A 22,414-nucleotide genomic window follows, 5' to 3' on the forward strand; every position below is an offset into this window, starting at 1 on the left:
CGAACAGAGTTGTACCCAAGCCACCCCTGTTTTCGCGATGTGCACAACCGCTGACTTCCGCGTCGCGAATGCGCCCCCACAGGAGCTGTAGATGAGACAACAACGTCCCCGACGCGCCGCTGCCGTCGCTATTGCCGCCATGGCCGTGCTGGGCACGAGCACGGGCAGCGTACGGGCTGCCGCCACGTATCCGGCCAAGACCGTGACCATGGTGGTGGCCTACCCGCCAGGCGGCGATAGCGACGCCATGGCCCGGCTTTATGCCGACAAGCTGTCGGCACGCCTGAAGCAGCCGGTCATCGTCGAAAACCGTCCCGGCGCCGGCGGCGTGGTGGGTGCCGCGTTCGTCAGCCGTGCGCCGGCCGACGGCTACACGCTGCTGTACACGCCGAACCCGTTCACGCTGGCGCCGATGGTGCTGAAGCTGGCGCCGTCGGCCAGCTATGACCCGCTGCACGGCTTTACGCCGGTGATCCAGACCGCGGTGCAGGCGGTGCTGCTGGTGGCCAACCCGCAGGCCGGCGTAAAGACCGTGGGCGAGATGGTGGCCGCGGCCAGGAGCGGCAAGGCGCTGACCTATGGCAGCCCGGGCGCGGGGTCGCCGATGCATATCGCCGGCGAGATGCTGAACCGCGCCGCTGGCGTGAAGATCCAGCATGTCCCCTACAAGGGCGTGGCCCCCGCGGTCAACGATGTGGTGGCGGGGCACGTGCCGCTTGCCTACGTCACGCTGGGCCCGGTGGCGCAATACATCAACACGGGCCGGCTGATCCCGCTGGCGATCACGGATGCCCGCCGCTCGCCGCTGCTGCCCAACGTGCCGACGCTGGCCGAACTCGGCTACAAGGACGTGGTGGTCGGCGCGTGGCACGGCGTGATGGCGCCCAAAGGCACGCCGCCCGAGATCGTCAGGACACTGAACCAGCAGCTCAACGAGGTGCTGCGCCTGCCCGACGTGGCCGACAAGATGGCCACCTTCGGCGCCATCCCCGTCGGCGGCGTGCCGGCCGCGCTGGAGAAGGTCAACGCGGCCGACTACGAGCGCCTGGGCAAGGTGGTCCGCGAGCTGGCGATCACCGCGGAATAAGCGGCGCCAGCGCATCGCAGTCCAGTGCCACGCCATGAATAACGACAGACAGGAGGCCGGCATGAGCAGGGCCATCGTGGGAACTTCCACGCCGCAGGTGACCGCGCGCGAAAAGGTCATGGGACGCGCGCAGTATGCCGGCGACATCAAGCTGCCCGGCATGCTCCACGCCAAGGTGCTGCGCAGCCCGCACCCGCACGCGCGCATCGTGCGCATCGACACCGCGGCGGCCAGGGCGCTGCCCGGCGTGAAGCTGGTGGCAACGGGGTACGACGTGCCCGCCCGCCACTGGGGCCCGCACCGCAAGGAGCAGCGCATCCTGGCCTGCGGCGTGGTGCGACACGTCGGCGAGGAAGTGGCGGCAGTGGTGGCGGTCAGCGAGGAGATCGCGCGCGATGCGCTGGACCTGGTCCGGGTCGAGTACGAGCTGCTGCCCGCGCTGCTGACCCCGGCCGCGGCGCTGGCCGCGGGCGCGCCGGAGATCCACGCCGGCACGGGCAATATCGGCCACGAAATGCGCATCGAGCGCGGCGATGTCGAGGCTGCCTTCGCGGCGTGCGCCGCGGTGTACGAGGCGACCTACGACATGCACTCTCAATATCCCGGCTACCTCGAGCCGATGGCCTCGGTCGCGGCGCAGGACGGCAACGGACGGCTCACGGTGTGGGCGTCGACGCAGTCGGTGTTCCTGGCGCGCGCGCGGCTGGCCGAGGCGCTGGACCGGCCGGTCTCGACCATCCGCGTGGTGCAGGCCACCACCGGCGGCGGCTTCGGCGCCAAGATCGTCGAAGAGAACAACAGCCTGATCTGCGCCTTCCTGGCCAGCCGGCTGGAGCGCCCGGTGCGGCTGGTCAACAACCGGCTGGAAGACTTCCAGGGCGCGCGCGCCAGCGTGCCGATGCAGGTCTGGCTGCGCATGGGCCTTTCCGCCGAAGGCGTGATCCTGGCCAAGGACGTGCGCATCACGGCAGAATGCGGCGCCTATTCCGGTCTGGCGGGGGATGTGATGCACGTTACCGCCATGCGCAGCGACAACATGCACCGCGTGCAGAACGTGCGCTCGCACGCCGTGCTGGCCTATACCAACAACCCGCCGCGCGGCGCCTTCCGCGGCTTTGGCGGGCAGCAGATGCAGTTTCCGCTGAACTGCCACCTGACGGTGCTGGCCGGCATGCTTGGCATCGACCCGATCGAAGTGCACAAGCGCAATGCCATCGGCGCCGGCGAGACCAGCGTGCATGGCTGGAAGATCAGCAGCACCGGCATGGCTGAATGCCTGGACATGACCCGCCGCGCCATTGGCTGGGACGAGAAGCGCGCCGCACCGCGCGGCACCGGCACGCGCCGGCGCGGTGTCGGCATCGCCGCGGCGATGCATGTCAGCGGCAACCGCACGCTGGGCAACTGGGACGGCTCGACCATCCTGCTCAAGATGAACGAGGACGGGCGCGTGATGCTGCAGACCAGCGAGTGCGACATGGGGCAGGGCGCCAACACCATGCTCAGCCAGATCTGCGCGCAGGAGCTGGGCATTCCGCTGTCGCACGTCACCGTGATGGCGCCGGATACCGATACCGCGCCGTTCTGCCTCGGTTCGCTCGCGTCTCGCGTGACCATCATCTCTGGCAACGCGGTGCTGCGCGCGGCGCGCGAGGCGCGGCAAAAGCTGCTGGCGCTGGCGGCGGAAAAGCTCGGCGTGCAGGCGCAGCAACTGGTGATCGCCGATGGCCGCATCGCCGTGCCGGGGCAGCCCGACAAGTCCGCCACGCTGGCCGAGATCGCGCGCCTGCACATCTTCCGCCACGGCGGCGAGGGCATCCACGTGCGCGCCACCTACGACGCCCCCACGGTAATGCACGATGCCGACTACTACGGCAACGTCGCCCCCGCGCATTCGTTCGCGGCGCAAGCGGTGGAAGTCGAGGTCGACACCTGCACCGGCCAGGTCACCGTGATCGACAGCTTTGTCGCCGACGACTGCGGCAAGGCCATCAACCCGCTCGCGGTGCACGGCCAGACCCATGGTGCCACCGTGCAGGCGATCGGCTGGGCCCTGTACGAGCACCTGCAATACGAGGACGGCCGCCTGATGAACGGCAACTTCGCCGACTACACCATGCCCACCGCCGATGCGGTGCCGATGCTGCGCACCGACGTGGTCGAATCGAACGACCCCAATGGTCCCTATGGCGCCAAGGGCGCGAGCGAGACCGCGATCCTGCCGGGCGCGGCGGCAATCGCCAATGCCGTGTTCGATGCGGTCGGCGTGCGCATCCAGTCGCTGCCGATCACGCCCGAGAAGGTGCTGGCGGGGCTGCGTGCGCTGCGCGAAACGGAGGCCGCCCATGCGTGACTTTGTCTTCCTGGAGCCGGGCACCGTGGCCGAGGCCAGCGCCATGCTGGCGGACCTGGGCGAGAACTGCCGCATCTTTGCCGGCGGCACCGCACTGATGCTGGGCATGCGCCAGCGCATGCTGGCGCCCAGCCACCTGGTTTCGCTGGGCCGGCTCGATGGCCTGCGCGGCATCGCCTTCGACGCGCGTGAAGGCCTGCGCATCGGCGCGCTGGCGCTGCATGCCGAGGTCGCGCGCTCGCCGCTGGTGCAGGCGCACTATCCGATGCTGGCCAGCATGGCCGCGCGCGTGGCCAATCCGCAGGTGCGCAACCAGGGCACCCTTGGCGGCAATCTCTGCTATGCCGATCCCGCCACCGATCCCCCTGGCTGCCTGATGGCGCTGGGCGCGCAGGTGGTGGTCAGCGGCCGCGGCGGCGAGCGCGTGATCGACATCGAGGACTTCCTGGTGGACTACTACGTCACGGCGCTGGCGCCGGACGAAATCGTCACGCAGATCCGCGTGCCTGCGCCGGGTGCCGGCGCCGACGGCCGCTATGCGCGCTTCCTGCGCACGGCCGCCGAGCATCGTCCGCTGGCCAGCGTGGCGCTGTCGGTGCGGCGCGAGGGTGCGTTCTGCGTCGAGGCCCGGCTGGCGGTAGGCGCGTCTACGCCGGTGCCATGCCGGCTGCGGCGCGCCGAGGCGCTGCTGGCGGGCCAGGCGGTGACGGCACAACTGGCCGAGCAGGCCGCGTCGATCGTCGCCGAGGACATCAACGCGGTATCGGACACGCGCGGGTCCGAAGCTTACCGCCGCGAGATGGTGCGCGTGGTCGCGCGCCGCACCATTGCCGCATTGTTCGGCGTGGCATCGGAGTAAGGAGCCTACCCATGAACCCAGTCACCATCGAACTCACCGTCAACGGTGAAGAACACCAGGTGCAGGCGCCGGCGCGGCGCCTGCTTGCCGACCTGCTGCGCGACGACCTGAACCTGACCGGCACCAAGCGCGGCTGCGAGACCGGCATCTGCGGTGCCTGCTCGGTGCTGGTCGACGGCGAGGTGGTCAAGTCCTGCCTGATGCTTGCGGTGCAGGCGCGCGGCCGCCACGTGATGACCGTGGAAGGCCTGGCCGCCGACGGCCAGCTGCATCCGCTGCAGCAATGCTTCATGGACCGCGGCGGGCTGCAGTGCGGCTATTGCACCCCGGGCTTCCTGATGGCTTCGTGCGCGCTGCTCGCCAACAACCCCAACCCGACCGAAGAAGACGTCCGCCATGGCCTGAACGGCAACCTGTGCCGTTGCACCGGCTATGTCGGCATCGTCGAATCGGTCCTGTCCGCCGCGGAGGCAATGCGTGGAAATTGAAAAGACCCTGGTTACCGCGGCGCCGCCGGCACGCGTGTGGGAGCTGCTGCTCGACCCCAACGTGATGGGGGCGTGCGTGCCCGGCATGGAGTCGATCGAAGTGCTCAGCGAGGTCGAGTACATCGCGCACATGGCGGTAAAGATTGCGTTCATCAACGCGCGCTTCCGGCTGCATACCAAGATCGTCGAGACCCGCGCGCCCCATTACCTGCGCACCGAGGGCACCGGCGAGGACGCTTCGGTGGCCAGCTCGCTGCGGCAATCGAGCGAGCTGTTCCTGACGCCGCTGGACGATGGCGGCACGCAGCTGCGCATCCGGGTGCAGGTGGATGTGCTGGGCCGGCTGGGTACCTTCGGCCTGAGCGTGATGAAGACCAAGGCCGACCGCATGTGGGACGAGTTCGGGGCCAGCCTGCTGGCGCGGCTGTCGCCGCCGGACGCGCAGCCTGCCGCCGAGCCGGCGCAGCAAGCGCCCGCGTTGGCGCGGCCGGCCGCCGTGGCGCCGCGTACGGCCGCCAACGGCCACGCAGTGCTGCCGGCGCGCCCGGAGGCGGCGCAAGCCGCTCCGGCCGGGCTGCTGGCGCGCCTGTTCGGGCGCGGCGACGCTGCGCGCGGGCCGCTTGCCGAGATCTGCATCGAGCTGCGCCGCCCCGACGAGACCATCGTGGTGCGCTGGCCCGCGGCGCACGGCGAGCAGTGCGCGGCGTGGCTGCGCGACTACCTGCGCCCTGGGGCATAGCGGCCGCGTCGGCGGGGGCTGTCCGCAATACGGGTACCCTATCGGGTGCGGGCGTGATATATGAGAACGTTGCGCCAAGACCGAATATTGCAGAGACAGACCATGACGACCGATACGCCGCAGGACGATACGCAGGAAGGCGGCCAGGAGGGGGTGCCCGACAGCGCCCAGGATAACGCGCAGGACAAGTACATCGTGCCGGGGCTGGAGCGGGGCCTGCGCCTGCTGGGCGAGTTCAGCAGCCGCGAGCGCACCCTGTCGGCCGCCGAGCTGGCGCGCCGCCTCAAGGTGCCGCGCTCGACGGTGTTCCGGCTGCTGGCGACGCTGGAAATGATGGGCTTCGTCGAGCGCACCGACGGCGGACGCGAGTTCCGGCTCGGCATGGCGGTGCTGCGCCTGGGCTTCGACTACCTGGCCTCGCTGGAGCTGACCGAGCTCGGCCGCCCGCTGCTCGACCGGCTGCGCGACGAGATCCATTACCCGTGCAACCTGGTCGTGCGCGACGGGCGCTCCATCGTTTATGTGGCGAAGTCGGTGGCGTCGCGGCCGTTCGCCAGCACCGTCAATGTCGGCACCCGGCTGCCCGCGCATGCCACGGTGCTGGGGCGCGTGCTGCTGGAGGACCTGTCGCTGGCCGAACTGCGCACGCTCTACCCGGAAGATCGGCTCGAGGTCTATTCCGAAAGCACGCCGCGCACGGTAGAAGAGCTGTACGAGATGGTCCAGCGCGACCGCCAGCGCGGCTATGTGCTGCATGAAGGATTCTTCGAGGCCAGCATCTCCACCATCGCGGCGCCGGTGCGCGACCGCAGCGGCAAGGTGACCGCGGCGCTGGGCGCCACCATCCCGGCCGCGCGCATCGACCCCGACCAGCTCGACAACATGGTGGAACAGGTGCGGCGCGCCGCGGCGGAGCTGTCGCGCTTGCTCGATTACCGGCCGGAGGTGCCCAGGCCATTCGCCTGACGGCAAGGTGCCGCCCGCCACAGGGGAAAGGAAGATGCAGCAAAGCATGCAAAAAGTGCGGGCGCCGCGGCGGCGCCCATGGCTGCCAGGCGCGGCGGTGGCCGTGGCGCTGGCGGCATGCCTGCCCTGGCAGGCAGCACGGGCCGCTTGCGCCAGTGTGCGCATCGTGGTGCCGTTCCCGGCGGGCGGCCCGGCGGACCAGCTCGCGCGCACGCTGGCGCACGGGCTGCAGCAGCAGCGCGGCACCCCCTTCGTGGTCGACAACAAGCCGGGTGCCAACGGCAATATCGGCATCGATGCGGTGCGGCGCGCGCCGGGCGACGGCTGCACCTTGCTGGTGGCTCCCGCCGGCAACCTGACCATCTACCCGACGCTGATGCCGGCGCTGGCTTACAACGTCGAGCGCGATTTCCGGCCGGTGTCGCTGCTGGCGGGCTCGCCCAACGTGCTGGCGGTGCACCCGTCGGTGCCGGCGCATTCGGTCCAGGACCTGATCCGGCTGGCCCGGCAGGCCGACAAGTCGGGCAAGCCGCTCGGCTACGCCAGCCCGGGTGTCGGCAGCGGCCTGCACCTGGCTGGCGAACTGTTCCGTCACCAGGCCGGCATCGCGCTTTTGCACGTGCCGTACAAGGGCACCACGCAGGCGCTCAACGACGTGGTGGGCGGGCAGGTGCCGATGCTGTTCGGCACCTGGCCGACGCTGGCGCCGTTCATCCAGTCCGGCGCGCTGCGCGCGCTGGCGGTGACGCAGCCGACACGGTCGCCGGCCGCGCCCAATGTGCCGTCGCTGGCGGAGCAGGGCGTGCCTGGCATCGACGTCAGTTCCTGGTACGCGCTGCTGGCGCCGAAAGCCACGCCGCAGCCAGCGGCTGATGCGCTCGGCGCCGAGGTGCGGACGCTGCTGGCCACGCCGGCGGTGCGCGCCGAACTGCAGCGCCAGGGCATGGAGCCGGTGGGCAGCACGCCGCAGGCGCTGGCTCAGCGCATCCGCGAGGAAACCGCGACGTGGGCGAAGGTGATCCGCCAGTACGGCATCACCGCGGAGTAGCGTCGCCGCGGTAACCCATCAGGCCGGACAGGTCGCGCGCGGCCTGCCGGACTTCCTTCGCCACGCGTTCGCGCAGCGCGCCGTCGGCCTCGAAACGCTGCTGCGGCCCGGCCACGCTGATCGCGGCGATCACGGTCCCGTCTGCGCCCCGCACGGGTGCCGCGCAGGCGTCGATGCCCGGCTCGTAAGCCGAGAAACTCCAGGCGCAGCCGCGCTCGCGGTCGGCGGCCAGGATCTCGGCCAGCCGTGCATGGGTGGCCGGGCTCTGCCCCGTGACCGCCGGCAGCGGATCGGGCCCCAGCAACTCGCGCAGCGTCTCGGGCGGCAGTTCTGCAATCAGCATCCGGCCGGGCGTGGTCAGGTGCGCGGCAACGCGGCTGCCCACCTGGATATTGCTGACCAGCGCGGCGGCCGGCATCTGCCGCAGCAGGTAGAGCGCATCGCCGCCATCACGCACCGCCAGGTAGGCCGACAGCTGCAGCGACGCACTGAGCCGCGCCAGCACGCGGCCGGCAAAGCTGGTCAGGTCGTTGGAGGCCAGCACGCGCGAGGCCAGCTTCAGGAAATTGAAGCCGACCTGGTGGCCGCCCTGGGGCAGCCGCTCGACCATGCCTTCATGCTCGAGCGTATCGAGCAGGCGCATCACGGTGACCCGGTTCACGTCGATGCGGCGGCCGACCTCGCTCAGGTTGGCGGTGGCGCCGCCTTCGGCGATAAAGCGCAGCAGGCGCAGGCCACGGATGACCGGCGACACCAGTTGCGCCTCGCGGGCGTCCTCCGGGGTGGCGCTGTCATCGAAGTCAGGTTCGGTCGGCAGGCGGGACTTGGGCATGTTGGCGTGGACTGTCCATGGAAAACGGCCGCGCATGCGGCCGTGCTGGCATGGAACGCGGGCCGCGGCTTCAGCCGAGGGCGACGTTCCAGGCGTCGTAATCGTACACCCAGTCGGCATTGCCGCCTTCCTTGAGCCAGGCATTGCTGCGGGAGCCGATCTGGATGCGGCTGGTGCGTGCGTGGCGCGCGGCCTGGTAGCGCGCCAGCGCGGCCGGCACGCCGGCGGCGCCGTCGCCTGCGGCATCGGCCAGGCAGCGGGCCAGCACCACGCCGTCTTCGATCGCCATGCCCGCGCCCTGCGCCATGAACGGCATCATCGGATGGCAGGCATCGCCCATCAGCGTAACGGGTCCCGCCGACCACGCCGGCAGCGGATCGCGCACGTACAGCGCGGAGATCAGCACGTCGTCGCAGGCGTCGAGCAGCGCGCGCGCCTCGGGGTGGAAGCCGGCATAGGCGCTGCGCAGGTCTTCCACGCGGCCCGGCGTGGTCCACGACTCATGGCGCCAGGCTTCCTGCGCGACCGTGGCGAAGATAAAGATGTCGCGGCCGCGGTTGAGCGGAAAGGTGACGATCTGCGTGGCCGCATCCGGGCCCCACCATTTGGTAAAGGCGCCCAGGTTGGGCACGCCGGCCAGGCGCCCGGCCGGCACCACGGCGCGATACGCGACCACGCCGGTAAAGATCGGGCTTTCCTGGCCGAACAGCGCGGTGCGCACGGTGGAATGGATGCCGTCGGCACCCACCAGCACGTCGACATCTTCCTGCGCGCCGTTGGCAAAGCGCAGCGTCGCGCCATCGGCGCGGGCTTCGACCGCCACGGCCTTGTGGTCGAGCCGCACGCTGGCGGCCGGCACGGCGGCTTCCAGCGCCGTCATCAGGTCGGCGCGGTGCATGGTCAGCTGCGGCGCGCCGTAGCGCTGTTCGGCCTCTTCCCGCATCGGCAGGCGCGAGGTTTCGGCGCCGGTGTCCCACATGCGGCTGATGCGGTGGCTGGGACGGGCTGCGGTTTCACGCAGGGCCTCGCCGACGCCCAGCCCGTCGAGGGCGCGTACGGCGTTGGGGGTCAGGTTGATGTCGGCGCCGACGCGGGCAAAGCGGGGGGCCTGTTCGTAGACCACGGCTTCCATGCCGAGCTTGCGCAGCGCGATGGCTGCTGCCAGGCCGCCGATGCCGGCGCCGTTGATTCCGATTTTGAGGGGCATGTTTTCTGACTGACTGTTTGTTTGTTGTTCAAAAATGAACTAGATGTTCATAAAAATATATGGGTGAGAGGGGGTGGGCGTCAATTAAGGGGGAACCCTAGGGGGGTGGGGATTCGTTCCCGCTTGGCGGGTGCGGCTGTTTCGCCGGCGTAGCCGGCGACCTCCTTTCTGTCCGAGCGACAGAAAGGAGGCAAAGAGCGCGTCGCCTGGGCGGCTGGCCAAGGCGGCGTTGGTGGTTCTCGCGGTGGTGACTCGCGGTCGTGCTGGTGGCGGTTCGACCCTGCTGACGCTACCGGGAGGTGCCTGGCGTTCGGGGTCGGATGGACGAACCCGACTTTAGGTCGGTGGCAGCCTGCTTATCACGTTATTGGTGGGACGCCTTCGGCTGCGCTGCGCGCGCGCCCTATCTCAGGTCTTGGGCACTGGCACAGAGTGCGTCGCTGCGCTCGCACACGTTGTCGCGCGCGAGCCCAAAGGATTTTCGCTTCCCGCTGGTTTTCTCCCCTCTCCCGCTTGCGGGAGAGGGGCGGGGGAGAGGGCCGGAGCCTCCACGAAGTCGTGCCCATGCACGGCGGTGACCCAGGCAATCCGGCGATGGCGATATCGCATCAACGCCTTTGCCTGCACTACGCGCGAACGCCCAAACACCATCAGCGCATATCGAGCCTGCGCAGCAGCCGCAGGCGTCCCCGCGATATTGCCCGCAGCAGGCTGCCTACACCCTGTTGGGATCGTTCAAAAGTGGGTGATCGCAGGCACCACCCCCTGACTCACATAGCGTTAGCAGGCTCGAACGGGCACCCACGCTAAACGGAAATCACCACCGCCCGAACCACCAACGCCGTGGAATTTATTGCCAGCCGCACAGGCGACGCGTTTTTTGGTTACTTGTTGGCGCTCGGCCAAAAAGTGACCCGCCCAGCAGGGCGGAACCAGGCGTTTCAAAGGCCGTCAGCATGTCGCCAACAGCGCCCACCCCCAAAGCACCGGCTGGCATTTCCGACCCTCAAAGCCCCAAAACAAGCTTCGCAATAATGTTTCTCTGGATCTCGTTAGACCCCCCATAGATCGACGCCTTGCGATAGTTGAAATAACGCGGCGCCAGCACCGCCGCATAATCCGGCCCGACTCGCGGCTGCGCGTCGCGCCCCTGCAGTTCCGCCCAGGTATCCTGCACGAACGGCAGCGCCGCAGGCCCCGCCGCCTCCACCGCAAGCTCGCTTGCCGCTTGCAGCGTCTCGGTGCCCGTGAGCTTGAGCATGCTCGACGCGGCGCCGATCGAGGTGCCCGATTCCACCCCTGAGAACACGCGCAATTCAACCGCTTCCAACGCCGCTGCACGCAGGTGCAGCGCGGCCAGCTTGCGCCGGAACACCGGATCGTCCAGCAGCCGCGCGCCGTCGTCGCCAGGCTGCTCCGCCGCAATCTCCGCGATCTTGGACAGCTGCTTGCGCAGCATCGGGCTATACGTGCCGCCGCGCTCGAATTCCAGCAGGTACTTGGCATAGGTCCAGCCCTTGCCTTCCTCGCCGATGCGGTTGGCCACCGGCACCCGCACGTTCTCGAAGAAGACCTGGTTCACCTCCTGCTGCCCGGGCATCGGGCCATCCAGTGTCGGCAGCGCCGAGACCGTGATGCCGGGCGAATGCATATCGAGCAGCAGGAACGAAATCCCTTCCTGGCGCTTCGATTCGCGGCTGGTGCGTACCAGGCAGAACATCCAGTCGGCCCATTGCGCATGCGTGGTCCAGATCTTGGAGCCGTTCAGGATGTAGTGCTCGCCTTCGCTGTCGGTGCCGTGGTCGGCGCGCAGCTGCAGCGACGCCAGGTCTGAGCCGGAATTCGGCTCGGAATAGCCCTGGCACCACCAGACGTCGGAGCTCAGGATCGGCGGCAGGAAGCGCTGCTTCTGCTCTGGCGTGCCGTATTTCATGATCACCGGCGCCACCATCTTCAGGCCCATCGGCGATACCGGCGGACATCCCGCCGCGGCCAGTTCGGACTGGAAGATAAAGCGCTGGGCCGCGCTCCAGCCCGGGCCGCCGTATTCTTTCGGCCAGTTCGGCGCGGCCCAGCCGCGCGCGTGCAAGGCCTTCTGCCAGCGCACCTGTCCGGCCTTGTCGAGGTAGCCGTTCTTGGACTGCGCCATCATCGCGCGCAGGTCGGCGTCATAGGCCTGGGCAATCCAGGCGCGCACTGCTTCGCGGAACTGCTGGTCTTGCGGGGAGAAATCGAGATGCATCGACGGGCCTCGCTGGTAATCGTTTTTGTCGGGATGCCTTCAGGCCGCGGCCCGGGCGGGATAGAGCAGGTCGGCATAGCGGCGCAGGTGGTGCTCGGCCGAGCCCATCTGCAGGTCGATCGCCGTGACGCGCTTGAAGTAGTGGCCCACGGCCAGCTCCTCGGTCACGCCCATGCCGCCGTGGATCTGCACCGCCCCCTGGCCGACGAAGGCGCCCGCCTGGCCGGCCTGGATCTTCGCCGCGCACGCGGCCTGCGCGCGCAGCGGCGCGGCGCTGGCGGCACGCATGGCGGCCACCTGGGTCAGCGCCACGGATTGCTCCAGCTGCATGTACATGTCGGCCATGCGGTGCTGCAGCACCTGGAAGGTGCCGATCGGCACGCCGAACTGCTTGCGCTGGCGCGCGTAGTCGATGGTGTCGGCCAGCATGCGCGCCATCGCGCCATTGGCTTCGGCGGCCAGCGCGATCATGGCGTGGTCGCACAGCAGCTCGATCAGTGACAGGGCCTCGCCTTCGCCGCCGATGCGCTGGCTGGCCGGCACCTGCACGTTGTCGAGCAGCACCTCGGCGGCACGCTGCCCGTCGAAGGTCGGATACTCGCGCAGTGTCACACCCGGCGTGTCGCGCGCGACCCAGAACAGGCTGATGCCGGCGCGATCCCGGCGCGCGCCGGCGCTGCGCGCGCTGACGAGCAGATGCGAGGCGAACGGCGCGCCGGCCACGGCGTGCTTGTGGCCGCTGAGGCGGTAGCCGTCGCCCTGGCGCGTGGCGCTGGCCTGCACGTCGTGCCGGCAGTAGCGGCTGGCGGGCTCGGCATGGGCCCACGCCACGGTGGCCTCGCCGCCGATGATGGCCGGAATCCACTGCGCGGCCAGCTCGGCGCTGCCGTGCATCAGCGCGCCGCCGCCCAGCACCACGGTGCCGAGGTAAGGCTCCAGCACCAGGTGGCGGCCCAGCTGTTCCATCACCACCATATGCTCGACGGCGCCGCCGCCCAGGCCGCCGAGATGCTCAGGGAACGCCGCGCCCAGGATGCCCAGGTCGCGGGCAAAGGCGCGCCAGCAATCCGGGCGCCAACCCGGCGCGGACTGCGCCGCCGCGCGGCGGGCTTCGAAATCGTAGTGGTCGGCGAGATAACGCGCGAGCGTGTCGCGCAGCATCGACTGTTCTTCGCTGAACTGGAAATCCACCTTGGCTCCTTCGGATAAGGGTGAGGCGTGAGGGCGGTAGTCTGGCGGGCATCTTCCGGCCAGGCCGGTTGACTGCGCATCGTCGCATCGGACGAAGCTGGCGCGCGGGCCGGAAACCCCGTCTTTTGCGGCGCTGCGGCAAAGCCGGGCTGTACCGCTTCGTCGCTTCCGACGATGGTCGAACCGGCCAGGGTTCCGAGAATGCGGAAGCGGCATCCGCCCACCCACCATCCCCGTCGAGGAGCTCCACGCCATGCATCCGCACATCCACGCGCAGCGCACGCCGGACAAGGCCGCCGTCATCATGGGCGGCAGCGGCGCCGTCGTCACCTACCGCGAGCTGGACCAGCGCTCGAACCAGGTCGCCCACCTGTTCCGCAAGCTGGGCCTGAAGCCCGGCGACCGCGTGGCTTTCATGGTGGAAAACCATGCGCGGATGTTCGAGCTGTGCTGGGGCGCCCAACGCAGCGGCATCGTCTATATCTGCCTGAGCACGCGCCTGAACGCGGCCGATGCCGCGTATATCGTCAACGACAGCGGCGCCCGCGTGCTGGTCACCACGCACGCGCAGGCCGAGATTGCCGCGGCGCTGGCCGGGCAGACGCCGGCGCTGCAGGCCCGCCTGATGCTGGACGGCACGGTGCCCGGCTATGAGACCTATGAAAACGCGCTGGCCGACTGTCCTGCCACGCGCATCGACGACGAGGTGACCGGCGGCGACATGCTGTATTCATCGGGGACCACGGGCCGGCCCAAAGGCGTGTACGCGCCGCCGTCGAGTCCCGACATCGACGCGCCGACGACGCTGACCGCGCTGTGCCAGCGGCTCTACGGCTTCGATGCCGACACGCGCTACCTGTCGCCCGCGCCGCTGTACCACGCCGCGCCGCTGCGCTACACCATGTCGGTACAGGCGCTGGGCGGCACCGCGGTGGTGATGGAGCATTTCGACGCCGAGCAGTTCCTGCGGCTGGTGCAGCAACACCGCATCACGCATACGCAACTGGTGCCGACCATGTTCTCGCGCATGCTCAAGCTGCCCGAGGCGCAGCGGCAGACCTATGACGTGTCGTCGCTGCGCGTGGCGATCCACGCGGCCGCGCCGTGCCCGGTGCAGGTAAAGGAAGCGATGATCGCGTGGTGGGGGCCGGTGATCTGGGAGTATTACGCCGGCACCGAAGGCAACGGCGTGACCGTGGTGGACACGCCGCAATGGCTGGAGCGCAAGGGCACGGTCGGGCGGGCCATGGTGGGCAAGCTGCGCATCTGCGGGCCGGACGGCGCGCTGCTGCCGCCGGGCGAGCCAGGCACGATTTACTTTGCCGAGGGCCGCCCGTTCTCGTACCACAACGACGCGGCCAAGACCGCGGAGACGCGCCATCCGCAGCATCCGGACTGGAGCACCATCGGCGATGTCGGTTACGTGGACGCGGACGGGTATCTGTACCTGACCGACCGCAAGGCCAACATGATCATCTCCGGCGGCGTCAACATCTACCCGCAGGAAGCCGAGAACCTGCTGATGACGCATCCGAAGGTAATGGATGTCGCCGTGATCGGCGTGCCCAACGAGGATTTCGGCGAAGAGGTCAAGGCCGTGGTGCAGCCCGCCGACATGGGCCAGGCGGGGCCGGAACTGGCCGCGGAGCTGATTGCCTTCTGCCGCGCCAACCTGTCGGCCATCAAGTGCCCGCGCTCGGTGGACTTCGAGTCCGAGTTGCCGCGGCTGCCCACCGGCAAGCTGCTCAAGCGGCTGCTGCGCGACCGCTACTGGGCCGGTCACGCCAGCAAGCTGGTGTGAGGCATCGGCAAACGGTGCGCGGCCGCTGCCCGCGTTTTCGCCAGGGCAGCGGTTTACGTCATAATGCCTCGCTACACCACAGCCACGGCCACCCGCCTGCATCCCGCAGTGCCGGGGGCGCATGGCGCGCCCGGCAAGGGCCGCGATGTGCGGGAGACCACTGACAGCCAATGGCAAGTATCGAGGAGACCGGACGGCGCACGCCGCCACCCGCCGGCGCGGCATCGCTGGCCGCCAAGCTGCGCCCGCCGCTGCTGACCCCGTTCCAGGTCCAGCGCGCGGCGATCTGCGATGCCGTGTGCGCGGCGGGCTTCGTCAAGCTGGTGCTGGTGCGCGCGCCGGCGGGCTTCGGCAAGACCACCGCCATGCTTCAATGCCGCGCGCGCCTGGAGGCCGCCGGCGGCCGCACCGCGTGGCTGACGCTCGACCGCTCGGACAATGACCCCTCGCGCTTCCTCGGTTCGATCGAGGCCGCCATCGCGCAGGGCCTGGGCGGCGGCGGGCCGGACCGCTCCGCGCGTCAGCCGCTGGCGCAGGACCCGGGCGAACAGGCGCTGGCGCTGATCGACCGCCTCGCCAGCCATCACGGCGATTTCACGCTGTTCCTCGATGATTTCGAAGCCGTGCAGAACGCGGCCGTGGCCGGGCTGGTCTGGCAACTGGTGGAAAGCCTGCCGCCGGGCTGCCGCGTCGTGATCGGCACGCGCTGGGTGCCTGAAACCGGCCTGGCGCGCTTGCGCGCACGCGGCGAGCTGCTCGAGATCGAGCCCGCTCAGCTGCGCTTTTCGGCCGACGAGACCGCGTCCTTCCTGCGCCAGGCGCGCGGGCTGAAGCTGGCGCAGTCCGCCATCAGCGCGCTGCACCGGCGCACCGAGGGCTGGGCCACGGCGTTGTGGCTGGCGTCGGTCGCGCTGGAGCGGCGTACCCAGCCGGAGGGCTTCATTGCCGGCTTCTCCGGCTCTAACGCGGCCATTGCCGACTACCTCGTCGAAGACGTCTTCCTGCACTTGCCCGAGCCGGTGCGCGACTTCCTGCTGCGCACCTCGATCCTGGACCAGTTGTGCGGTCCGTTGTGCGACGCGGTGTGCCAGCCCGCCGCTGGCGGCAGCGAGGAAATCCTCGCGTGGCTGGAGCGCGCCAACCTGTTCCTGCTGCCGCTGGAGAGCGAACGCTATGGCGAACGCGGCTCCGGCGCCGCGCCCGAGCAGTGGTATCGCTATCACAGCCTGTTCTCCGGTTTCCTGCGCGCGCAGCTGGCGCAGGCCATGCCCGATGCCGTGCCGCAGCTGCACTTGTCGGCGTCCCGCTGGTATGAATCGCAGGGGCGGCTGGTGCCCGCCATCGAACATGCCTTCGCCGCCGGCGCGCTGGCGCATGCGCTGCAGTTGCTCGACGGCGCCGCCGACGACCTGCTGGCGCAGGGGCGCATGCGCCTGCTGACGCGCTGGCTGGAGTCGGCGCCTGCCGACGAACTGGCGCGGCTGCCCAAGCTGCAGATCGCGCGGGTGTGGGCGGTGTCGTTCACGCGCGGGCCGGCCGAAGCGATCGCGTTGCTGCAGCAGATCCCCACCGAGGGCGCGGCCGGCGATCTGCTGGCGCATATCCGCGCGCTGCGCCACATGCTGCTGAACATGATGGACCGCTTCGACGACGCGCGCGCCTTCGCCCGCAACGAGCTGCCGCCGTTGCCGATGGGTTATGCCTTCCCCGACGCGATCCTGGCCACCTCGATGGCCCGGCTCGCCGCGGTGGCGGGGGACTACCCCGAGGCCCGGCGGCTGCTGCAGGTGGCGCGCCACGCCGTGCGCGGGTCCGACAGCAACTTCAACAAGATCTTCTCGGAATCGGTCGAAGGGCTGATCGACCTGCGCCAGGGGCGGCTGCAGCAGGCGCTGGCGCGCTTCCGCATCGCCGCCAGCACCATGCTGCCGAACCGCTTCGGTCCCACCAACGGCAACGCCATGGCCGGCATCCTGCTGGCGGAGGGCCTGTACGAGAGCGGCGATTCCGAGCGCGCCAGCCGCCTGCTCAACGTCTACCTGCCGCTGTCGCGCGACCTCGGCCTGCCCGACCAGATCATCACCGGGCACGCGGTGCTGGCCCGCATCGCCTTCGAGCGCCGCGAGACCGACCAGGCCCACGAGTGGCTGGCGCAGCTCGAAGCGCTGGGCCACCATCGCGGCCTGACGCGGCTGGTGATGGCGGCGATGCTCGAGCGCGCCCGCCTGGCGCTGCGCCAGGGCAATGTGCATGCCGCGCAGGAGGCGATCGAGCGCGCCGCCGATCCGGCGCTGTGGCGCACGCGGCCCGGCGTCAGCTCGTTTGCCAGCGATGTCGAGGACATCACGCTGGGCCGCCTGCGGCTGGACCTGTACGCGCGCCCGGGCACGCCGGTGCGCGAGGCCATCGAACGCGAACTCGCGGCCGCCGCGGGCAACCAGCTGATGCGCCGCGCGCTCAAGCTGCGCATCCTGCTGGCGCAGGCATGGCAGCGCACCGGCGACGGCGCGCATGCGCTGGTAGTGATGGGCGAGGCGCTGCGCTTCGGCGCGGCCGAAGGCTTCGTGCGCATCTTTGCCGACGAGGGCGACGATGTGCGCCGGCTGGTGGCCGACGCCTGCGCGCGCCAGGCGGCCAGCCTGCCGGCCCCTTACGTCGAAAAGCTGCTGCAGGCTTGCGGCCAGGCCGCCGCGGAGCCGTCCGGCGCCGGCCGGCCCGCGCCGCCGGCGCTGGTCGAGCCGCTGACGCCCAAGGAGCAGAAGGTGCTGCACCTGCTGGCCGAGGGGTATTCCAACGTTGCCATGGCCGAGCGCCTGTTCGTGTCCGAGACCACGGTGCGCACCCACCTGCGCAATATCAGCGCCAAGCTGCACGCCAGCAACCGCACCCAGGCGGTCGCGATCGCGCGCCAGCTCGGCCTGCTTTGAAGCGCCGACTCAGATACCGATGAATTCGGTGAATTCCGCCAGCGGCGCGCGCGCGGCGCGCAACCGGTTGGCGGGCGCCTCGGGGTCCTCGTAGCCGATCGCCATGCCGGTGAACAGCATCCGTTCGGCTGGCAGTGACAGGAATCCGGCGATGGTTTGCGGATACATTGCCCAGCATTCCTGCGCGCAGCTGTCCAGGCCTTCTTCGCGCAGCAGCAGCATCACCGTCTGCAGATACATGCCGAGGTCCGACCATTGCGGCGGGCCCATGCGCCGGTCCACGGTGCAGAACAGCGCCAGCGGCGCCCCGAAGAAGGTGAAGTTGCTGGCGAACTGCGCCAGCCGCCGGGCCTTGTCCTCACGCGGGATGCCGAGGTGGTGGTAGAGCGCCTCGCCCACCTGGAAGCGGCGCTCGCGGTAGGGCGAGACCAGCTCGCGCGGGTAGATGTCGTACTCGCGCGCTTCGCCGGCAGGGGCCTCGGCGATGCGTTCGCGCATGATGCCGCGCAGCCGCTCCAGCGCCTCGCCGCCGACCACGTGGATGTGCCACGGCTGGAGGTTGCCGCCGGATGGCGCGCGCGCCGCGGCGTCGAGCACGCGGCGGATGGTGTCGGGCGCAACGGCCCGGGGCAGGAAGCCGCGGACGGACTTGCGGCTGGCGACGGCTTGACTGACTTTCATTGGCACTCCGGAAAACATCGACGCGTGCGCATCAGGCGAAGGGCGGCTCGCTGGTCCAGTCGAAGAAGTCCGGCATGTCGTGCGACACGGTCTCCGGGAACGCGGCGGGGCGCTTTTCCAGGAACGCGCTGACGCCTTCCTTTACGTCGGCGGAGCGTCCGCGCGACTGGATCGCGCGGCTGTCCAGCTTGTGCGCTTCCATCGGGTGGCTGGCGCCGGCCATGCGCCAGATCAGCTGGCGCGAGATCGCCACCGAGACCGGCGCGGCATTGGCGGCGATCTCGCGCGCAATCGCCTGCGCCGCCGGCAACAGGTCGTCGGGGGCGTGCAGCGAGCGCACCAGGCCGCGTTCGTGCGCTTCCTGCGCCGTGAACACGCGGCCGGTATAGCACCATTCCAGCGCGGTCGAGATCCCGACCACGCGCGACAGGAACCACGACGACGCCGCTTCCGGCGTGATGCCACGGCGTGCAAAGACAAAGCCGAATTTGGCGTCGGTGGAGGCCAGGCGGATGTCCATCGGCAACTGCATGGTCACGCCCACGCCGACCGCGGGGCCGTTGACCGCCGCAATCACCGGCTTGAGGCTGCGAAAGATGCGCAGCGACACGCGCCCGCCGCCGTCGCGATGCGCGGTATCCGGGCTGGCGCCATAGCGCTTTTCGAAATCGAAGGTGGAGCTGCCGCCGGACAGGTCGGCGCCGGCGCAGAACGCACGGCCGGAGCCGGTGACGATCACCGCGCGCACGTTGTCGTCGGCATCGGTGGCGTCGAACGCGGCGATCAGCTCGTGCATCATCTGCGCGGTGAAGGCATTGAGCTGGTCCGGGCGGTGCAGGGTGATGGTGGCAACGCCGTCTTCAACGGCATAGCGCAGGGTTTCGAACGAAGGCGTGGCGGGCGTCATGCGGGCTCCTGCTGGGAGGTAGGAAGGAATGCCGGAGGTGCCGGAACAAGCGCCGGCAGCGGGGGCGGGGGCTCGCCCAACACTAGTGCAGATTGCGCCGCCCGCAATCGTCGCTTCCGACGAGGCTGGGACCGCGCGCGGCGCCGTAGACTGATGCCGATCAGGCGGCGGGGCCGGCACATCACGACAGTGCGCCGTTGCTTCTGCCGGCGCAGACCGCAAAAGGACCACCATGAAGACACGCATCACCGAACTGCTTGGCATCCGCTACCCCATCATCCAGGGCGGCATGCAATGGGTTGGCTACGCCGAGATGGCCTCCGCCGTTTCCAACGCGGGCGGCCTTGGCATCCTGACGGCGCTGACCCAACCCACGCCCGAAGACCTGGCCAACGAGATCCGCCGCTGCCGCGAGATGACCGACAAGCCGTTCGGCGTGAACCTGACCCTGCTGCCGTCGATCAACCCGCCGCCGTACGCGCGCTATCTCGACGTCATCATCGAGAGCGGCGTCAAGGTGCTGGAGACTGCCGGCAACAATCCCAAGGAACATATCGCGCGAGCCAAGGCGGCGGGCATCAAGGTGATCCACAAGTGCGTGGCGGTCCGCCATGCATTGTCGGCCGAGCGGCTGGGCGTGGACGCAGTCTCGATCGACGGCTTCGAGTGCGCTGGCCATCCCGGCGAGGACGATGTGCCGGGCATGGTGCTGATTCCGCAGGCGGTGCGCAAGCTCTCGGTCCCGGTGATCGCCTCGGGCGGCATCGCCGACGGGCGCGGCATGGCGGCGGCGCTGGTGCTTGGCGCCGAGGGCGTCAACATGGGCACGCGCTTCTGCGCCACGCGCGAGGCGCCGATCCACGACAACGTCAAGCAGGCGCTGGTGCAGGCCAGCGAGCGCGACACCAACCTGATCTTCCGCACCCTGCACAACACCGCGCGCGTGCTCAAGAACGCCGTGTCGGACGAGGTGGTGAGCATCGAACGCCGTCCGGGCGGCGCGCAGTTCGAGGACGTCAAGCACCTGGTCGCCGGTGTGCGCGGCAAGGCCGCGCTGAAGGCGGGCGAGACCGACGGCGGCATCATCAGCGCCGGCCAGTGCGTGGGCCTGATCGACGACGTGCCCAGCTGCGAAGAACTGATCGCGCGCATGGTGGCCGATTGCCGCGAGCACCTCAGCGTGGCCTCGCGCTACTTTGCCTGACGCCATGGCCGAGGCGGAAATCGAGGCGGCGCTGACCCGCGCCATCGCCGCGCCGGCCGAAGCCGGCACCGACGTGCCGGAGGGCTTTATCCCGCTGCGCCGGATGAGCGGCTACATGGCCGGCTTCGGCCAGCTCTATCTGCACGCGGCCCGCCGCACGCTGGCGGTGCGCATCGACGAGAGCCACCTGAACAACCTGGGCATTCCACACGGCGGCATGCTGGCGACGCTGGCCGATACCGCCATCGGCATGATGATGTCGCTGGAAACCGGCCGCGCCAAAAGCGCGGTGACCGTCAACCTGAGCCTCGACTATCTCGATTCGGCGCGCCTGGGAGACTGGGTCGAAGCCCGCGTGGAGTTCGACAAGCTCGGCTCGCGGCTGCGCTACGGCACCTGCCGGCTGTTCAGCGGCGAGCGCTGCCTGCTGCGTGCCACGGCGATCTTCGCGGTGCTGGCGCCGCGCGCCTGAGCGGTGCGGCAACTTCGTCGCTTCCGACGACGCTGGCCGTGCCCCGCGGCGCAACAATAGCCATCGACGCTGCCGGCACCCGCGCCGGCATGCCGCACAACACAAGGGCTGCCCCGGCGGCCTGCACCGAACCAAGGAGATCACATGGCTGAGGCATATATCGTCGCGGCGGTCCGTACCGCCGGCGGCCGCAAGGGCGGCAAGCTGTCCGGATGGCATCCGGCCGACCTGGCCGCGCAGGTGCTCGACGCGCTGGTGGAGCGCACCGGCGCCGACCCGGCGCTGGTCGAAGACGTCATCATGGGCTGCGTGAGCCAGGTCGGCGAGCAGGCTGGCAACGTCGCGCGCAATGCCATCCTGGCCTCGCGCCTGCCGGAAAGCGTGCCAGGCACCTCGGTCGACCGCCAGTGCGGTTCGTCGCAGCAGGCCCTGCACTTTGCCGCACAGGCGGTGATGTCGGGCGCGATGGACGTCGTCATCGCCGCCGGCGTGGAAAGCATGACGCGCGTGCCGATGGGCCTGTCTTCGCAACTGCCGGCCAAGAACGGCTTCGGCGTGCCCAAGAGCCCGGGCGTCGAGGCGCGCTACCCCGGCGTGCAGTTCAGCCAGTTCACCGGCGCCGAGATGATCGCGCGCAAGTACGAGCTGTCGCGCGAACAGCTCGACGCCTACGCGCTGCAAAGCCACCAGCGCGCCATCGCTGCCACCAGGGCCGGCCGCTTCAGCGCCGAGATCCTGCCGGTGGAAGTGCGCACCGCCGACGGCGCCAATGGCGAGATGCACACCACCGACGAAGGCATCCGCTACGACGCCACGCTGGAAAGCATCGGCAGCGTCAAGCTGATCGCGGAAGGCGGCCGTGTCACCGCCGCCAGCGCCAGCCAGATCTGCGATGGCGCCGCGGGGCTGATGGTGGTCAACGAGGCCGGCCTGAAGAAGCTGGGCGTGAAGCCGCTGGCGCGCGTGCACAGCATGACCGTGATCGGCCATGACCCGGTGGTGATGCTGGAAGCGCCGCTGCCGGCCACCGAAGTGGCGCTCAAGCGCGCCGGCCTGCGCATCGGCGATATCGACCTGTTCGAAGTCAACGAAGCCTTCGCGCCGGTGCCGCTGGCCTGGCTCAAGGCCACCGGCGCCGATCCGGAACGCCTGAACGTGCATGGCGGCGCGATCGCGCTGGGCCACCCGCTCGGCGGCTCCGGCGCCAAGCTGATGACCACGCTGGTGCATGCCCTGCATACGCATGGCAAGCGCTACGGCCTGCAGACCATGTGCGAGGGCGGCGGGCTGGCCAACGTGACCATCGTCGAGCGCCTGTAAAACCGCGGCGCAGCGACGACAAAGAGCAGTAAAGGGAGAAGGACCGGCGGCGCGGGCATGTCAAAGTGCCCGCGCCAGCAGCCGGAGAAA

General features: G+C 69.7%; 18 protein-coding genes. 12 read left to right on the forward strand and 6 right to left on the reverse strand.

Annotated elements, in window-relative coordinates; all coding sequences use genetic code 11:
• The first annotated feature begins 91 nt into the window (after positions 1 to 91).
• The 7 genes from RALTA_RS18530 (at position 92) to RALTA_RS18560 (ending at position 7,540) form a co-directional block, all read left to right on the forward strand.
• Positions 92 to 1,087, forward strand: coding sequence for a Bug family tripartite tricarboxylate transporter substrate binding protein (locus tag RALTA_RS18530; protein WP_041232471.1), 996 nt, complete (start codon positions 92 to 94; stop codon positions 1,085 to 1,087).
• A 61-nt stretch (positions 1,088 to 1,148) separates the two neighbouring features.
• Positions 1,149 to 3,440: a xanthine dehydrogenase family protein molybdopterin-binding subunit gene (locus tag RALTA_RS18535; protein ID WP_041232472.1), complete on the forward strand. Its 2,292-nt coding sequence runs from the start codon at positions 1,149 to 1,151 to the stop codon at positions 3,438 to 3,440.
• A complete protein-coding gene (locus RALTA_RS18540; RefSeq protein WP_012355426.1) occupies positions 3,433 to 4,299 on the forward strand; it encodes an FAD binding domain-containing protein in 867 nt (288 codons plus the stop codon). Before RALTA_RS18535 ends, RALTA_RS18540 begins: the two co-directional genes overlap by 8 nt.
• A gap of 11 nt (positions 4,300 to 4,310) precedes the next feature.
• Positions 4,311 to 4,787: a (2Fe-2S)-binding protein gene (locus tag RALTA_RS18545; protein ID WP_012355427.1), complete on the forward strand. Its 477-nt coding sequence runs from the start codon at positions 4,311 to 4,313 to the stop codon at positions 4,785 to 4,787.
• On the forward strand, positions 4,777 to 5,526 hold the full coding sequence (locus tag RALTA_RS18550; protein ID WP_012355428.1) for a CoxG family protein: 750 nt from the start codon (positions 4,777 to 4,779) through the stop codon (positions 5,524 to 5,526). The genes RALTA_RS18545 and RALTA_RS18550 overlap by 11 nt, the downstream gene beginning before the upstream one ends.
• A gap of 102 nt (positions 5,527 to 5,628) precedes the next feature.
• Positions 5,629 to 6,492, forward strand: a complete 864-nt coding sequence (locus tag RALTA_RS18555) for an IclR family transcriptional regulator (RefSeq protein ID WP_025586523.1) — start codon at positions 5,629 to 5,631, stop codon at positions 6,490 to 6,492.
• A 46-nt stretch (positions 6,493 to 6,538) separates the two neighbouring features.
• Complete coding sequence (locus RALTA_RS18560) at positions 6,539 to 7,540, forward strand: Bug family tripartite tricarboxylate transporter substrate binding protein (protein ID WP_041232701.1); 1,002 nt, start codon at positions 6,539 to 6,541, stop codon at positions 7,538 to 7,540.
• Here RALTA_RS18560 and RALTA_RS18565 read toward each other — a convergent pair.
• The 4 genes from RALTA_RS18565 to RALTA_RS18580 form a co-directional block, all read right to left on the reverse strand.
• On the reverse strand, positions 7,527 to 8,372 hold the full coding sequence (locus RALTA_RS18565; RefSeq protein WP_041232473.1) for an IclR family transcriptional regulator: 846 nt from the start codon (positions 8,370 to 8,372) through the stop codon (positions 7,527 to 7,529). The genes RALTA_RS18560 and RALTA_RS18565 overlap by 14 nt on opposite strands.
• Positions 8,373 to 8,442: 70 nt before the next feature.
• Positions 8,443 to 9,579, reverse strand: a complete 1,137-nt coding sequence (locus RALTA_RS18570; protein WP_012355432.1) for an FAD-dependent monooxygenase — start codon at positions 9,577 to 9,579, stop codon at positions 8,443 to 8,445.
• Between the two features lie 1,006 nt (positions 9,580 to 10,585).
• A complete protein-coding gene (locus RALTA_RS18575; RefSeq protein ID WP_012355435.1) occupies positions 10,586 to 11,821 on the reverse strand; it encodes an acyl-CoA dehydrogenase family protein in 1,236 nt (411 codons plus the stop codon).
• A 39-nt stretch (positions 11,822 to 11,860) separates the two neighbouring features.
• Entirely contained in the window at positions 11,861 to 13,012 is a 1,152-nt protein-coding gene (locus tag RALTA_RS18580; protein ID WP_012355436.1) for an acyl-CoA dehydrogenase family protein, read from the reverse strand.
• Between the two features lie 253 nt (positions 13,013 to 13,265).
• On the opposite strand from RALTA_RS18580, the gene RALTA_RS18585 reads away from it, so the two are divergent.
• On the forward strand, positions 13,266 to 14,813 hold the full coding sequence (locus RALTA_RS18585; protein WP_012355437.1) for an AMP-binding protein: 1,548 nt from the start codon (positions 13,266 to 13,268) through the stop codon (positions 14,811 to 14,813).
• A gap of 170 nt (positions 14,814 to 14,983) precedes the next feature.
• Positions 14,984 to 17,740, forward strand: coding sequence for a LuxR C-terminal-related transcriptional regulator (locus RALTA_RS18590; RefSeq protein WP_012355438.1), 2,757 nt, complete (start codon positions 14,984 to 14,986; stop codon positions 17,738 to 17,740).
• Between the two features lie 9 nt (positions 17,741 to 17,749).
• On the opposite strand, the gene RALTA_RS18595 is transcribed toward RALTA_RS18590, so the two are convergent.
• Together RALTA_RS18595 and RALTA_RS18600 are read right to left on the reverse strand one after the other, a co-directional pair.
• Positions 17,750 to 18,421: a nitroreductase gene (locus RALTA_RS18595; RefSeq protein ID WP_012355439.1), complete on the reverse strand. Its 672-nt coding sequence runs from the start codon at positions 18,419 to 18,421 to the stop codon at positions 17,750 to 17,752.
• Between the two features lie 31 nt (positions 18,422 to 18,452).
• The gene (locus tag RALTA_RS18600) at positions 18,453 to 19,328 is read right to left on the reverse strand and encodes a crotonase/enoyl-CoA hydratase family protein (RefSeq protein ID WP_012355440.1); all 876 of its coding nucleotides are present in this window, start codon (positions 19,326 to 19,328) and stop codon (positions 18,453 to 18,455) included.
• A 232-nt stretch (positions 19,329 to 19,560) separates the two neighbouring features.
• On the opposite strand from RALTA_RS18600, the gene RALTA_RS18605 reads away from it, so the two are divergent.
• From RALTA_RS18605 to RALTA_RS18615, 3 genes are all read left to right on the forward strand, one after another.
• Positions 19,561 to 20,532, forward strand: a complete 972-nt coding sequence (locus RALTA_RS18605) for an NAD(P)H-dependent flavin oxidoreductase (protein ID WP_012355441.1) — start codon at positions 19,561 to 19,563, stop codon at positions 20,530 to 20,532.
• Positions 20,533 to 20,536: 4 nt separating this feature from the next.
• Positions 20,537 to 21,004: a PaaI family thioesterase gene (locus tag RALTA_RS18610; RefSeq protein WP_012355442.1), complete on the forward strand. Its 468-nt coding sequence runs from the start codon at positions 20,537 to 20,539 to the stop codon at positions 21,002 to 21,004.
• A 144-nt stretch (positions 21,005 to 21,148) separates the two neighbouring features.
• Entirely contained in the window at positions 21,149 to 22,324 is a 1,176-nt protein-coding gene (locus tag RALTA_RS18615) for an acetyl-CoA C-acetyltransferase (RefSeq protein WP_012355443.1), read from the forward strand.
• Positions 22,325 to 22,414 lie beyond the last annotated feature (90 nt).

Origin of the sequence: Cupriavidus taiwanensis LMG 19424 (assembly GCF_000069785.1) — a bacterium.
GTDB lineage: Bacteria > Pseudomonadota > Gammaproteobacteria > Burkholderiales > Burkholderiaceae > Cupriavidus > Cupriavidus taiwanensis.

Excerpts from the sequence above, each read along its gene's own strand:
- RALTA_RS18555 (WP_025586523.1), top strand. The coding sequence starts at position 5,629 with ATGACGACCGATACGCCGCAGGACGATACGCAGGAAGGCGGCCAGGAG.
- RALTA_RS18615 (WP_012355443.1), top strand. The coding sequence starts at position 21,149 with ATGGCTGAGGCATATATCGTCGCGGCGGTCCGTACCGCCGGCGGCCGC.
- RALTA_RS18540 (WP_012355426.1), top strand. The coding sequence starts at position 3,433 with ATGCGTGACTTTGTCTTCCTGGAGCCGGGCACCGTGGCCGAGGCCAGC.
- RALTA_RS18610 (WP_012355442.1), top strand. The coding sequence starts at position 20,537 with ATGGCCGAGGCGGAAATCGAGGCGGCGCTGACCCGCGCCATCGCCGCG.
- RALTA_RS18530 (WP_041232471.1), top strand. The coding sequence starts at position 92 with ATGAGACAACAACGTCCCCGACGCGCCGCTGCCGTCGCTATTGCCGCC.
- RALTA_RS18595 (WP_012355439.1), bottom strand. The coding sequence starts at position 18,421 with ATGAAAGTCAGTCAAGCCGTCGCCAGCCGCAAGTCCGTCCGCGGCTTC.
- RALTA_RS18545 (WP_012355427.1), top strand. The coding sequence starts at position 4,311 with ATGAACCCAGTCACCATCGAACTCACCGTCAACGGTGAAGAACACCAG.
- RALTA_RS18535 (WP_041232472.1), top strand. The coding sequence starts at position 1,149 with ATGAGCAGGGCCATCGTGGGAACTTCCACGCCGCAGGTGACCGCGCGC.
- RALTA_RS18565 (WP_041232473.1), bottom strand. The coding sequence starts at position 8,372 with ATGCCCAAGTCCCGCCTGCCGACCGAACCTGACTTCGATGACAGCGCC.
- RALTA_RS18585 (WP_012355437.1), top strand. The coding sequence starts at position 13,266 with ATGCATCCGCACATCCACGCGCAGCGCACGCCGGACAAGGCCGCCGTC.
- RALTA_RS18560 (WP_041232701.1), top strand. The coding sequence starts at position 6,539 with ATGCAAAAAGTGCGGGCGCCGCGGCGGCGCCCATGGCTGCCAGGCGCG.
- RALTA_RS18570 (WP_012355432.1), bottom strand. The coding sequence starts at position 9,579 with ATGCCCCTCAAAATCGGAATCAACGGCGCCGGCATCGGCGGCCTGGCA.
- RALTA_RS18590 (WP_012355438.1), top strand. The coding sequence starts at position 14,984 with ATGGCAAGTATCGAGGAGACCGGACGGCGCACGCCGCCACCCGCCGGC.
- RALTA_RS18575 (WP_012355435.1), bottom strand. The coding sequence starts at position 11,821 with ATGCATCTCGATTTCTCCCCGCAAGACCAGCAGTTCCGCGAAGCAGTG.
- RALTA_RS18600 (WP_012355440.1), bottom strand. The coding sequence starts at position 19,328 with ATGACGCCCGCCACGCCTTCGTTCGAAACCCTGCGCTATGCCGTTGAA.
- RALTA_RS18605 (WP_012355441.1), top strand. The coding sequence starts at position 19,561 with ATGAAGACACGCATCACCGAACTGCTTGGCATCCGCTACCCCATCATC.